A 13403-nucleotide genomic window follows, 5' to 3' on the forward strand; every position below is an offset into this window, starting at 1 on the left:
CGGGCATTTTCCGCTACAGAGGTATAAATCCGCCGCCCAGCCGTGCAAATCGGACTAAGCGCGGGCATTGTCAGGCCAAAACAAAACACTGTATAAATAACCAGACCAACGACCTTGGAGCCGCTGCATGCTGGTTCATCTTTCCGTACACAACTACGCCATCGTCGAGCACCTCGACCTGGAGCTCGACCGCGGGATGAGCGTAATCACGGGCGAGACAGGTGCCGGCAAGTCGATCATGCTCGATGCGCTGGGCCTCACCCTGGGCGACCGCGCCGACAGCGGCGTGGTCCGTCCCGGCGCCGACAAGGCCGATATCCTTGCCACCTTCGACCTGGCTGAAATCCCGGAGGCACGCGCCTGGCTCAGCGAGCGCGACCTGGATGGCGACTCCCCCTGCATCCTGCGCCGGGTCATCACCGCCGAAGGCCGCTCCCGCGCCTATATAAATGGCACGCCCTGCCCACAGGGCGACCTCAAGGCACTGGGCGAACTGCTCATCGATATCCACAGCCAGCATGAACACCAGTCGCTGCTCAAGACCGACACCCACCGGCGTCTGCTCGACGAATATGCCGGTGCCACCGAGCTGGCTCGCCAGGTCCAGCTCGCTTCGCAGCGCTGGCGCCAGACCCGCCAGGAACTGGAACGCCTGTCCAGCTCGGGCGATGAGCAGCGCGCACGTCACCAGCTGCTCAGCTACCAGCTTGAAGAACTGGAAAACCTCAGCCTTGGCGAAAACGAGCTGGAACAGCTCGAACAGGACCACAAGGCCCTCACCAATGCCGAAAGCCTGCTGACCATCTGCCGCCAGGTCATCGAGCAGTGCAGCGAAAGTGACTCCGGCAACGTGCTGCATGCGCTCACCAACAGCCTCAATCGCCTGTCCAGCGTCAGCAACAATTCCAACTCGCTCAGCGAAGCGACCAATCTGCTGTCCAGCGCACAGATCCAGGTCGAAGAAGCCATGGGCGAGCTGAATCGCTTCCTCGATCACTTCGACGCCGACCCAGCGCGCCTGCAACAGATAGAAGAACGCCTGGATGCCATCTACAGCCTGGCCCGCAAGCATCGCGTGCAACCCCATGAAGTTGCGGCGCTGCACCAGAAGCTGCTCGACGAAATCGAAACCCTCAACGCCAGCGACGAGTCCATCGAGCGCCTGCAGAACGAGCTGGCCGCCTATGCCCGCCACTACCAGGAAAAGGCCCGGGAACTGAGCGACCTGCGTCACCGCTCGGCGGGTGAACTGGCCCATGCCGTAGAGCAGGAAATCCATCGCCTCGGCATGCCGGGCGGACGCTTCAGCATCGAACTCAAGCCTGGCAGCAGCCAGGAACTGCAGCCCTACGGCCTGGAGCAGGTCGAGCTGCTGGTCAGTGCCAACCCTGGCCAGCCACTCAAGCCATTGTCCAAGGTGGCTTCGGGCGGCGAGTTGTCACGTATCAGCCTGGCGATCCAGGTCATCACCGCACAGACCTCACGCATCCCGACCCTGGTATTCGACGAAGTGGACGTCGGTATCGGCGGCCCGACCGCCGAGATCGTCGGCCAGTTGCTGCGCCGCCTGGGCGACCGTGGCCAGGTGATCACCGTGACCCACTTGCCGCAAGTAGCAGCCCAGGGCCATCAACACCTGTTCGTGCACAAGGTGCGCGAGAGCAATGCCACTCGCACGGCAGTGTCGAAGCTGGGCAAGCAGGAACGCATAGAAGAAGTGGCACGCATGCTGGGCGGGATCGACCTGACCAAAGAGTCGCTGGCCCATGCGAAGAAGATGATCATCACCCCGAAAGGCTGAAATACAGGCAGCAAAAAAGCCCCTTGCCGAACGCATCGACAAGGGGCTTTTTCATGTCGCTGTGAAAGCCTCAGGCCTTCTTGCGTACGTAGAGCACCAGGTTGTGATCCACCAGCTCGTAGCCGTGACGCTCGACGATAGCCTTTTGCAGGGCTTCAATTTCTTCGTCGAAGAATTCGATGACCTCGCCGGAATCGACGTTGACCATGTGGTCGTGGTGGCCACCATCGGCCAGTTCGAACACGGCATGACCGCCATCGAAGTTATGACGCACGACCAGGCCAGCAGCTTCGAACTGGGTCAGGACACGGTAGACCGTGGCCAGGCCGACATCCTCACTGGCATCCATCAGTGCCTTGTATACATCCTCGGCACTCATGTGGCGCTGCTCGGCAGAATCGAGCATTTGGAGGATCTTGACCCGCGGTAGGGTCACCTTGAGTCCTGCTTTACGTAGTTCGCTATTTTCAACCATGGTCAGCTTTCTCGTAGACGCTGCTTCGCAGCTTCTCTTAATGCAGGTATGATCGGGGTTTGTTGACCCAGCCAAGATAGTGGAAGTCGCCCACCGATGCAAAACACCAAGCTCTTGCTAACCAGTTTCACATTCGTGGGACTGCTCGCACTCGCCGGTTGCTCGTTCCCCGGGGTTTATAAAATCGACATCCAGCAGGGAAATGTCGTCACGCAGGACATGATAGACCAGTTGCGCCCAGGAATGACCCGGCGGCAAGTGCGGTTTATCATGGGCAACCCCTTGTTGGTCGACACCTTCCACACCGACCGCTGGGACTACCTGTATAGCCTGCAACCCGGTGGCGGCGAACGTCAGCAAGAGCGCATCAGCCTGTTCTTCAACGGTAACGATCAACTGGTCAGCCTGTCCGGCGACTTCATGCCCGGCGTCAGCCGTGATGAAGCGATCCTCGGCAAAGGCAGCGACACCAGCGTGACACCACCCGTGGAGAACCAGCCGCAGCCCAAACCGGAACAACCGGCTCGCCCAGGCTCGCTGCTCGACCAGATCCAGAAGGACGTCGACAGCGTCGAAACGGTCCCGGCGCCGGTGCAAGAACCGCTGGAAGCGCCCTCGCGCTAAGCCGCATAAAGCGGCCCCCCATAAAAAATGCCCGGCACGCCGGGCATTTTTTTGCCTGCAGAAAGCCTCAGGCGCGGCCTTTGCGCGGCTTCGCTGTTTTCGCCGCACGCAAGCGTCGTACTTCCTTGGGGTCGGCCAGCAGCGGCCGATAGATTTCGATGCGGTCCCCCGCCTCCAGCACATGCGCGGCCGGGTCCTTGACCACCTTGCCGAAGATACCCATCGCCGAAGCCTGCAGATCCAGCTCAGGAAAGGACTGCGCGATGCCACTGGCGAGCACTGCCTGCATCAAGGTGCTGCCAGCCGGTACCTGCAGGGCCAGCAGCACCTGGCGGTCGACGCCGGCATGCACCACCTCGATGTCGATCAGCGGCTCAGGCATGCAGCTGCTTGGCGCGCTGGCAGAAGGCATCCACCAGGGTATTGGCGGCCTGATTGAACAGCGGGCCGAGGGTGGCACGCACCAGCGGCCCGGCGTAGTCGAAAGACAGGTCGAGGCTGATCTTGCAGGCCTTTTCGTTCAGCGCCTTGAAGGTCCACACGCCGTGCAGCTGGTTGAAGGGGCCTTCGACCAGATCCATGATGATCGACTCGCCTGGCACCAGCGTGTTGCGGGTCACGAACTTCTGGCTCAGGCCACCCTTGGCGATCTCCAGGCTGGCACGCATCTCGGTATCGCTGGCCTCGTGCACCAAGGCCGCCGCGCACCACGGCAAGAATTCCGGATAACGGGCCACGTCGTTGACCAGGTCGTAAAGGAACCGGGCCGGGTACGGCAGCAATGCCGAGCGTTGAATATGCGTAGTCATGTCAGCGTCATTTCCAAGGCTGAGCGGCAAACCAACGCCGGACGGCGCTGCATGGCGCGAAAATGAAATCAGGTTAACAGCATCGGACACCGCTGCGCCCTGGCTGTTCTACCTGAGTCGTGGGCCGCTGGGATGCGACACGCCACGTTACATCGGTAAAAAAGTGCGCGCATTGTCCGGGATTCGCCCTTCTCGCTCAAGCGCACCACGGCCCGGGAGCCATGCAACGGCTGCGGCAATGTCGGCCAGAAGCCCGGCAGGCAAGCGTTACACAGGTTTGTCAGGCGCATGACGTTTTCGTTCGCGCTCCGTAGCCGCCGACGCAGCAACTGCCTATAATGCGCCCCCTATGGCCAAACTCAGAAAGCACCCCACAGGGACCATCGCGCAAAATAAAAAGGCGCATCACGATTACTTCATCGAACAGAAGTTCGAGGCCGGTCTGGTCCTGGCCGGATGGGAAGTAAAGAGCCTGCGTGCCAGCAAGGTACAACTGGTCGACAGCTATATCCTGCTCAAGGATGGCGAAGCCTGGTTGATGGGCAGTCACATCACGCCGCTCAAGACCGCCAGCACGCACGTCATCGCCGACCCTACCCGCACCCGCAAGCTGCTGCTCAACCAGCGTGAACTGGACCGCCTGTTCGCCGCCGTGCAACAGAAGGGCTACACCTGCGTAGCGCTTTCGCTGTACTGGAAGCAGCACCTGATCAAATGCGAAATCGCCTTGGGCAAGGGCAAGAAGGAATACGACAAACGCGACACCGAGCGCGAGCGCGACACCAAGCGCGAGCTGCAACGCGTGGTGCGCAACAAGGGCAAGGAAGACTGACGCCCAGGCGCGCTCGCCAGGCCCCGGCGAGCCCTCTGCTCAAAGGTTGTGCCGCCGCTCCGCGCGGGCGGCACGCGCCTCTTGCTCACGTACCTCCTGCAACACCTCCTGCACGTACATCAGGTGCCGGCTCGACACGCTGCGAGCTTCTTCGGCACGCCCCTCGACGATTGCTTCGTACAACTCCCGATGCTGCTCGATGAGCATCTCGCGGGTTTCCGCACGCTGCTTGTACATACCACCGATATTGATCACAACGTTGCGCCGCACCAGGTCGAACAAGCCGCGAATGGTGTGCAACAGCACCGCGTTGTGGCTGGCCTCGGCAATCGCCAGGTGGAAGTTGGCATCCGCCGCGCCCTCTTCGGCACCGCCGCCCTCCTCGGCCCGCGCGTAACAATCCTGCAAGGCATCGAAGGCTTCGCGCAGGCGTTCACGGTCCAGGTCGGTGGCGCGCAGCGCCGCGTAGTAGGCGCATGAAGCCTCCAGCGTGTGGCGGAACTCCAGGAGGTCGCGCTGCGCATCCGGGCTGTTTTCCAGCAGTTGCAGCAGCGGATCGCTAAAGGTCGAGCCGAGGTTCTCGGCCACGTAATTACCACCGCCCTGACGGCTGACCAGCAGGCCCTTGGCGGTGAGCTTCTGGATCGCCTCCCGCAACGATGGCCGCGACACGCCGAACTGCTCGGCCAGGGCACGCTCGGCGGGCAGGCGACCACCGGCCTTCAAGGCCCCCTCCAAAATCATCTTTTCCAGCTGCTCAACGATATCGTCCGACAAACGGCGCTGCCGGATCTGACCAAATCCCATAACCCTCACTCCCGCTTCCCGACCTTGTTATCGGGGCGTCTATTCTGGCCGATCGGCAGACGTTCGGCACCTGGCAGATGCGTCCTGCCGAGCGCGTTTTTATCACCGAGCAGAACAGGTCCGACCAAAGTCGTGCGCTGGACAAATTGACACGCCTCCCATGGGGCCTCTAACCTAGCCAACAATCTCGGTAAATTGGTATTACCAATTATCCAGAGATAAAAGGGAGATCGACCAACCTCCCCTTGCTGGACCTCTCGACCCGAGAGGCCTGAGCTGGTGAACAGGGCGCTGCACCCGCCTGCCGAACCAGGCAACCGCGCCACCGAACACCGGGCCTAACCAAAAACAACTAGGGGCCAACCCAATGCAGACCTGGCAACAACTCTATACCCCCCTGGGCAGCCTCGGCCTTTCCGCCGCCGCTGCACTCATCCCCATCGTGTTCTTCTTCCTGGCGCTGGCGGTGTTCCGGCTCAAGGGGCATATCGCCGGCAGCATCACCCTGGCGCTGTCGGTGCTGGTGGCGATCTTCGCCTTCCAGATGCCGGTGGACATGGCCCTGGCCGCTGCCGGTTACGGATTCGCCTACGGTCTGTGGCCCATCGCCTGGATCATCGTCGCGGCGGTGTTCCTGTACAAACTCACGGTCAAGAGCGGCCAGTTCGAAATCATCCGCAGCTCGGTACTGACCATCACCGACGACCAGCGCCTGCAGGTGCTGCTGATCGGCTTCTGCTTCGGCGCATTCCTGGAAGGCGCGGCCGGGTTCGGCGCCCCGGTGGCGATTACCGCCGCGCTGCTGGTCGGCCTGGGCCTGAACCCGCTGTACGCTGCCGGCCTGTGCCTGATCGCCAACACCGCACCGGTGGCCTTCGGCGCCCTGGGCATTCCGATCATCGTCGCCGGCCAGGTGTCGGGGATCGAAGCGTTCAAGATCGGCGCCATGACCGGCCGCCAGCTGCCGCTGCTGTCGATCTTCGTGCCGTTCTGGCTGATGTTCATCATGGACGGCGTGCGCGGTGTGCGGGAAACCTGGCCGGCCGCGTTCGTCGCCGGGGCCAGCTTCGCCCTCACCCAGTACCTGACCTCCAACTTCATCGGCCCCGAGCTGCCGGACATCACCTCGGCGCTGGTCAGCATCATTTCCCTGACCCTGTTCCTCAAGGTCTGGCAGCCGCAGCGTGCCAGCGACGTGGTGATCAGCGGCGGTGGCGCGGCCATGCTGGGCGGTGGCGGCAGCGCTCCGATGTCGTCGCGCACGCCATCGCCCTACAGTGCCGGGCAGATCTTCAAGGCCTGGTCGCCGTTCCTGATTCTCACCGCCATGGTCACCGTCTGGACCCTCAAGCCGTTCAAAGCACTGTTCGCCGCCGGTGGGCCGCTGCAGGCCTGGACCATCAACACCGCCGTGCCGTTCCTCGACCAGATGGTCATCAAGGGCACCCCCATCGTCGCCAAGGCCACGGCCATGCCGGCGGTGTACAAGCTGGACCTGATCGCCGCGTCGGGCACCGCCATTCTGCTCTCGGCCATCGTCTCGATGATCGTACTGCGCATCAGCGCGAAGATTGGTCTGACCACCTTCAAGGAGACCCTCATCGAGTTGCGCTGGGCCATCGTGTCCATCGGCATGGTGCTGGCCTTCGCCTTCGTCATGAACTACTCGGGCATGTCCTCCACGCTGGCCCTGGTACTGGCCGGCACCGGCGCGGCGTTCCCGTTCTTCTCGCCGTTCCTCGGCTGGCTGGGCGTGTTCCTCACCGGCTCGGACACCTCGGCCAACGCCCTGTTCGGCGCCCTGCAGGCCACCACCGCGCACCAGACCGGCGTCAGTGACGTGCTGATGGTGGCGGCCAACTCCAGCGGCGGCGTCACCGGCAAGATGATCTCGCCGCAATCCATCGCCGTGGCCTGCGCCGCCACCGGCCTGGTCGGCAAGGAGTCGGACCTGTTCCGCTTCACCCTCAAGCACAGCCTGTTCTTCGCCACCCTGGTCGGCCTCATCACCTACGCCCAGGCGTACTGGTTCACCGGCATGCTGGTGCATTGAGCCGCACACCCTGGCGCCGGCCCCGGCGGGCGCCAGTTTTCGATAACCGGGCCCACCCGGAGAAACACCTGATGAGCGAACTCTTCTACAACGCCTCCCCCAAGGCCACCCGCGTCGCCCCCCGCCACCGGCCCCGGCAGTACCCCGAGCACAAGCCGAGCCGCGTGTACCTGTTCGGCACCTGCGTGGTCGACCTGTTCTTCCCCGAAGCCGGCATGGACGCCATTCACCTGCTGGAGCGCGAAGGCATCGAGGTGAATTATCCACAGGGCCAGAGCTGCTGCGGCCAGCCGGCCTACACCAGCGGCTACACCGAACAGGCCCGCGAAGTCGCGCGTGCCCAGGTGCGGCTGTTCGCCGGCACCGACCCGGTGGTGGTGCCCTCCGGCTCCTGCGCCGGTATGTTCCGCGAGCATTACCCGGAGCTGTTCAAGGACGAACCGGCGATGCTCGAACAGGTGCGCGCACTGGCCGAACGCACCTTCGAACTCACCGAATTCCTGCTGCACGTGTGCAAGGTGCGCTTCAGCGACCATGGCCAGCCGACACGCATCGCCCTGCACACCTCCTGCTCGGCACGCCGCGAGATGAACACCCACCTGCATGCCCGCGAGCTGCTGGCCCAGCTGGGTAACGTCGAGCGCGTGGAGCACGACCACGAAAGCGAATGCTGCGGCTTCGGCGGCACCTTCAGCGTGCGCATGCCCGACATTTCCGGCGCCATGGTCGCCGACAAGACCCGCGCCCTGCAGGAATCCGGCGCCGACCAGGTTTTGACCGCCGACTGCGGCTGCCTGATGAACATCAACGGCGCCCTGGAAAAGCAGCGCGCTGCGCTGCGCGGCCAGCACCTGGCCAGTTTCCTGTGGCAACGCAGCGGAGGCCGCTCATGAACGCGCCGCAACGCATCCCCGCCCTGCAGATAGAACCCGACTTCCACGAACGCGCCCGTCACGCCCTGGGCGATTCGCAGCTGCGCGGCAACTTCCGCCGCGCCATGGACTCGCTGATGGTCAAGCGCGCCGCAGCCTTCAGCGACACCGACGAACGCGAAGACCTGCGTGAACTGGGCAACGCCATCCGCGCACGCGCCCTCTCCAAGCTGCCCGAACTGCTGGAACAGCTGGAAAGCAACCTGATCCGCAATGGCGTGAAGGTGCACTGGGCCGAAACGGTCGAAGAAGCCAACGCCATCGTGCTGTCCATCGTTGAACAGCATGGCGCGCGTCAGTTGATCAAGGGCAAGTCGATGGTCAGCGAGGAAATGGAAATGAACCATTTCCTCGGCGAGCGTGGCATCGAATGCCTGGAAGCCGACATGGGCGAGTACATCGTGCAGATGGACCATGAAAAGCCCTCGCACATCATCATGCCGGCCATCCACAAGAACGCCACCCAGGTCGGCCAGCTGTTCCACGACACCCTCGGCGTCGACTTCACCACCGACGTCGACCAGTTGATCCAGACCGGCCGCCGCGTGCTACGGCAGAAGTTCTTCGAGGCCGACATCGGCGTTTCCGGGGTCAACTTCGCCGTGGCAGAAACCGGCACCCTGCTGCTGGTGGAAAACGAAGGCAACGGTCGCATGGTCACCAGCGTGCCGCCGGTACACATCGCCGTGACCGGCATCGAGAAGGTGGTGGAAAACCTGCGCGACACCGTGCCGCTGCTGTCGCTGCTGACCCGCTCGTCGCTGGGCATTCCGATCACCACCTACGTGAACATGATCTCCGGCCCGCGCAAGGCCCACGAGCTGGACGGCCCACAGGAAGTGCACCTGGTGCTGCTGGACAACGGTCGCAGCCAGGCCTTCGCCGACAGCGAGCTGCGCCAGAGCCTCAACTGCATTCGCTGCGGCGCGTGCATGAACCACTGCCCGGTGTACACCCGGGTGGGCGGGCACACCTACGGCGAGGTCTACCCCGGCCCGATCGGCAAGATCATCACCCCGCACATGGCCGGCCTGGCTCGCGTGCCGGACCACCCCAGCGCCTCGTCACTGTGCGGTGCCTGCGGCGAAGTGTGCCCGGTGAAGATCCCCATTCCCGCCCTGCTGCGCCGCCTGCGGGAAGAGAACGTCAAGGCCCCGGACAGCCCTAACCCGGTGATGCGCGACCAGGGCCGCAAGTATTCGCGCAAGGAACGGTTCATCTGGAACGCCTGGCGCCTGCTCAACACCTCGCCCGCGCTGTACCGCGTGTTCGGCTTCTTCGCCACGCGCCTGCGCGGCCTGCTGCCCGGCGATATCGGCCCGTGGACGCAACACCACAGCAAGCCCAGGCCCGCCGCCCGCTCGCTGCACGAACTGGCCCGCGAACACCAGGCCCGCCACAAGGAGAGCGCCCGATGAGCGCCAAGCACAACATTCTCGGCAAGCTGCGCCGCAGCCTGGAAGGCACCCGGCCCATCGCCGATCAGTTCAATGAAGCGCTGGTGACCGAGCCCTGGACCTACCCCCCGGAGCAACGCGTGGCGCGCCTGCGCCAGCTGATGGAAGCCGTGCACACGGAAACTCACCTGTGCAGCGAACAGACCTGGCCACAGCGCCTGGCCGAGCTGGTGCACGAGCGCCAACTGGCCAACCTGCTGATCGCCCCCGGCACGCCCGCCGGCCAGCGCGTGCAGGCGCAGTGGGCGCAGCAACCCGGCCTGCCGCCACTGAAAACCTACGAGCGCCCCATCGAAGCGTGGAAGAAGGAGCTGTTCGACGATGTCGCCGCCAGCTTCACCTCCACCCTCGGCGCCATCGCCGCCACCGGCAGCCTGATTCTCTGGCCCACCCGCGAAGAGCCAAGACTGATGAGCCTGGTGCCACCAGTACACTTCGCCCTGCTCAAGGCCAGCCAGATTCGCGATAACCTCTACCAGGTGCAGCGCGAACAGCATTGGGCCAGCAGCATGCCGACCAACGCGCTGCTGATCTCCGGGCCATCCAAGACCGCCGACATCGAACAGGTGCTGGCCTATGGCGCCCATGGTCCGAAAGACCTGGTGGTGCTGATTGTGGAGGACGCATGACCCTGCCCGCCGCCTTTCTGCGCCAGGCGCAGTTGCTCATTCCAGAACAGCGGCGCTTCGACGACCCGCTGTCGACCCTGGCCTTCGGCACCGACGCCAGCTTCTACCGGCTGGTACCTCAGCTGGTGATTCGCGTGGAGTCCGAAGACGAAGTGGTCGCCCTGCTCAAGCTGGCCCAGGCCCACCAGGTGTCGGTGACCTTCCGCGCCGCTGGCACCAGCCTCTCGGGCCAGGCCATCAGCGACTCGGTGCTGCTGGTGCTGGGCGACAACTGGAACGGCCGCGAAATTCGCGACCAGGGCGCGCAGATACGCCTGCAACCCGGCGTGATCGGCGCCCAGGCCAACGCCTGGCTGGCCCCCTACGGGCGCAAGATCGGCCCCGACCCGGCCTCGATCAACGCCTGCAAGATCGGCGGCATCGTCGCCAACAACGCCAGCGGCATGTGCTGCGGCACCGCGCAGAACACCTACCACACCCTGGCCGGCCTGCGCCTGGTGCTGGCCGATGGCACGCGCCTGGACACCGAAGACCCGGCCAGCGTGGCGGCCTTTCGCGCCAGCCACGCCGAACTGCTCGCCGAACTCGCCCGCCTGGGCCGGGAAACCCGCGCCAATACTGAACTGGCCGCGCGCATTCGCCACAAGTACCGGCTGAAGAACACCACCGGCCTGTCACTCAATGCCCTGGTCGACTTCGACGAGCCGCTGGACATCCTCAGCCACCTGCTGGTCGGCAGCGAAGGCACCTTGGGCTTCATCAGCGCGGTGACCTACCACACCGTGCCCGACCACCCGCACAAGGCCTCGGCGCTGATCGTGTTCCCCGACGTGGAAACCTGCTGCAACGCCGTCACCGTGCTCAAACAGCAACCGGTGGCAGCCGTGGAGCTGCTCGACCGCCGCAGCCTGCGCTCGGTGCAGAACAAACCCGGCATGCCGACCTTCGTGCGTGAACTTTCAGACAACGCCTGCGCCCTGCTCATCGAAGCCCGCGCCGCCAGCCACAGCCTGCTGCACGAACAACTGGCGCAGATCATGGCCGCGCTGGCCGCCTTCCCGGTGGAAAAACAGGTCGACTTCACCGAAGACCCAGTGGAAAACGCCCGCCTCTGGGCAATTCGCAAAGACACCTTCCCCGCCGTCGGCGCCGTACGGCAAACCGGCACCACGGTGATCATCGAAGACGTCACCTTCCCGGTGGAGCAACTGGCCGTCGGCGTGCGCCGGCTCATCGCGCTGTTCGACAAGCACCATTACGACGAAGCCATCCTCTTCGGCCACGCCCTGGAGGGCAACCTGCACTTCGTCTTCACCCAGGGCTTCAACAGCCACGAAGAGGTGGCGCGCTACCAGGCGTTCATGGACGACGTCGCCGAGCTGGTGGCGGTGGAATTCGGCGGTTCGCTGAAGGCCGAGCACGGCACCGGGCGCAACATGGCGCCCTTCGTCGAAAAGGAATGGGGCCACGACGCCTACCAGTTGATGTGGCAACTCAAACGCCTGCTCGACCCCAAGGGCATCCTCAACCCGGACGTGATCCTCAGCGACGACCCGCAGATTCACCTGAAGAACCTCAAGCCGCTGCCCGCCGCCGACGCCATCGTCGACAAGTGCATCGAGTGCGGCTTCTGCGAGCCGGTGTGCCCCTCCAAGGGCCTGACCCTCAGCCCGCGCCAGCGCATCGTCATCTGGCGCGACATCCAGGCACGGCGGCGCAACGGCGAAGACACCCAAGCCCTTGAGCGCGACTACCAGTATCAGGGCATCGACACCTGCGCCGCCACCGGCCTATGTGCGCAGCGCTGCCCGGTGGGCATCAACACCGGCGAGTTGGTCAAGCAACTGCGCGGCACCCAGGCCCGCCACGACAAGACCGCCGGCTGGCTGGCCCAGCACTTCCACACCGCCCTGCGCGGCGCGCGCTTCACCCTGTGGGCCGCCGACGGCGCCCGCCGCCTGCTCGGCGCCCCGCGCCTGACGCGCCTCACCGCGCGCTTGCACCAGGCCACGGCCGGCCGCGTACCGCAATGGACCCCCGCCCTGCCCAAGGCCACCGAGGCGATTCGCTTGAACAGCCCGGCCCAGGACTCACGTCCGCGAGTGGTGTATCTCGCTGCCTGCGTGTCGCGGGTCATGGGCCCAGCGGCCAGCGACCGCGAACAGACCTCGTTGCTGGACAAGACCCGCAGCCTGCTGGAAAAGGCCGGCTACCAGGTGGTATTCCCCGACGACGCCGACAGCCTGTGCTGCGGCCAACCCTTTGCCTCCAAGGGCTACGCCCGCGAAGCCGAAGAGAAACGCAACGAACTGATCAATGCCCTGCTGCGCGCCAGCCGTGGTGGCCTCGACCCGATCTACTGCGACACCAGCCCCTGCACCCTGCGCCTGGTGCAGGACCTCAAGGACATACGCCTGGACCTCTACGACCCGGTGCGCTTCATCCGCACCCACCTGCTCGACAAACTGGTGTTCACCCCGCAACAGGCGCCGGTGGCGGTGCACGTGACCTGCAGTACCCAGCACCTCGGCGAAAGCCAGGCGCTGATCGAACTGGCGCGGCTGTGCAGCGTCAATGTGGTAGTACCCGAAGGCATTCACTGCTGCGGCTTCGCCGGCGACAAGGGCTTCACCACCCCGGAACTCAACGCCCACGCCCTGCGCCCACTCAAGGAAGCCGTGCAGCATTGCAGCGAAGGCTTGTCCACCAGCCGCACCTGTGAAATCGGCCTGAGCCATCACTCGGGCATCGACTACCACAGCCTCGTCTACCTCGTAGACAGGGTCACCCAGCCGCGCGCGCACTGAACCGCACACTTCAACCAAAGGGGCATCTTTGCCCCTTTTTCGTGCGCGTTAGGCACTTTTCGACTTTTTATTACGCTTAGGAAAATAAATAGAACCCTCGCCAAGCGGCGCAGTCCATCCAGTAAGCCCGCACGAATGCGGGCTCCCTTTCAGGGGTGCAGTACGCACTACCTGACA

Annotated in this window: 12 protein-coding genes; 8 read left to right on the top strand and 4 right to left on the bottom strand. The window is 64.3% G+C overall.

Annotation, left to right across the window (positions count from 1 at the left end):
* The first annotated feature begins 127 nt into the window (after positions 1–127).
* On the top strand, positions 128–1801 hold the full coding sequence (gene recN, locus RRX38_RS11815; protein ID WP_315962592.1) for a DNA repair protein RecN: 1674 nt from the start codon (positions 128–130) through the stop codon (positions 1799–1801).
* 70 nt (positions 1802–1871) lie between these two features.
* Here recN and fur read toward each other — a convergent pair whose 3' ends face one another.
* A complete protein-coding gene (fur, locus tag RRX38_RS11820) occupies positions 1872–2276 on the bottom strand; it encodes a ferric iron uptake transcriptional regulator (protein WP_295475282.1) in 405 nt (134 codons plus the stop codon).
* A gap of 96 nt (positions 2277–2372) precedes the next feature.
* Here fur and RRX38_RS11825 point away from each other — a divergent pair, with 96 nt between their 5' ends.
* The gene (locus RRX38_RS11825; RefSeq protein WP_315962593.1) at positions 2373–2900 is read left to right on the top strand and encodes an outer membrane protein assembly factor BamE; all 528 of its coding nucleotides are present in this window, start codon (positions 2373–2375) and stop codon (positions 2898–2900) included.
* Positions 2901–2967: 67 nt separating this feature from the next.
* Here the strand turns inward: RRX38_RS11825 and RRX38_RS11830 are convergent, their stop codons facing one another.
* Together RRX38_RS11830 and RRX38_RS11835 are read right to left on the bottom strand one after the other, a co-directional pair.
* Positions 2968–3282, bottom strand: coding sequence for an RnfH family protein (locus tag RRX38_RS11830; protein ID WP_315962594.1), 315 nt, complete (start codon positions 3280–3282; stop codon positions 2968–2970).
* Positions 3275–3709: a type II toxin-antitoxin system RatA family toxin gene (locus RRX38_RS11835; RefSeq protein WP_315962595.1), complete on the bottom strand. Its 435-nt coding sequence runs from the start codon at positions 3707–3709 to the stop codon at positions 3275–3277. The genes RRX38_RS11830 and RRX38_RS11835 overlap by 8 nt, the downstream gene beginning before the upstream one ends.
* A 349-nt stretch (positions 3710–4058) precedes the next feature.
* Between RRX38_RS11835 and smpB the strand changes: the two genes are divergently transcribed.
* On the top strand, positions 4059–4541 hold the full coding sequence (gene smpB / locus RRX38_RS11840; RefSeq protein WP_295475272.1) for an SsrA-binding protein SmpB: 483 nt from the start codon (positions 4059–4061) through the stop codon (positions 4539–4541).
* Between the two features lie 39 nt (positions 4542–4580).
* Here smpB and RRX38_RS11845 read toward each other — a convergent pair whose 3' ends face one another.
* Complete coding sequence (locus tag RRX38_RS11845; protein ID WP_295475269.1) at positions 4581–5348, bottom strand: FCD domain-containing protein; 768 nt, start codon at positions 5346–5348, stop codon at positions 4581–4583.
* A 367-nt stretch (positions 5349–5715) separates the two neighbouring features.
* Here RRX38_RS11845 and RRX38_RS11850 point away from each other — a divergent pair, with 367 nt between their 5' ends.
* From RRX38_RS11850 to RRX38_RS11870, 5 genes are all read left to right on the top strand, one after another.
* Positions 5716–7401: a lactate permease LctP family transporter gene (locus RRX38_RS11850; protein WP_315962596.1), complete on the top strand. Its 1686-nt coding sequence runs from the start codon at positions 5716–5718 to the stop codon at positions 7399–7401.
* Positions 7402–7472: 71 nt separating this feature from the next.
* On the top strand, positions 7473–8294 hold the full coding sequence (locus RRX38_RS11855) for a (Fe-S)-binding protein (protein WP_315962597.1): 822 nt from the start codon (positions 7473–7475) through the stop codon (positions 8292–8294).
* Positions 8291–9751, top strand: coding sequence for a LutB/LldF family L-lactate oxidation iron-sulfur protein (locus RRX38_RS11860; protein ID WP_315962598.1), 1461 nt, complete (start codon positions 8291–8293; stop codon positions 9749–9751). Before RRX38_RS11855 ends, RRX38_RS11860 begins: the two co-directional genes overlap by 4 nt.
* Positions 9748–10419 (top strand): lactate utilization protein C, encoded by a 672-nt coding sequence (locus tag RRX38_RS11865; protein ID WP_295475258.1) that lies wholly within the window; start codon positions 9748–9750, stop codon positions 10417–10419. The genes RRX38_RS11860 and RRX38_RS11865 overlap by 4 nt, the downstream gene beginning before the upstream one ends.
* Positions 10416–13226 (top strand): FAD-binding and (Fe-S)-binding domain-containing protein, encoded by a 2811-nt coding sequence (locus tag RRX38_RS11870; protein WP_315962599.1) that lies wholly within the window; start codon positions 10416–10418, stop codon positions 13224–13226. The genes RRX38_RS11865 and RRX38_RS11870 overlap by 4 nt, the downstream gene beginning before the upstream one ends.
* Positions 13227–13403 lie beyond the last annotated feature (177 nt).

Source organism: Pseudomonas sp. DTU_2021_1001937_2_SI_NGA_ILE_001, from assembly GCF_032463525.1.
Lineage (GTDB): Bacteria > Pseudomonadota > Gammaproteobacteria > Pseudomonadales > Pseudomonadaceae > Aquipseudomonas.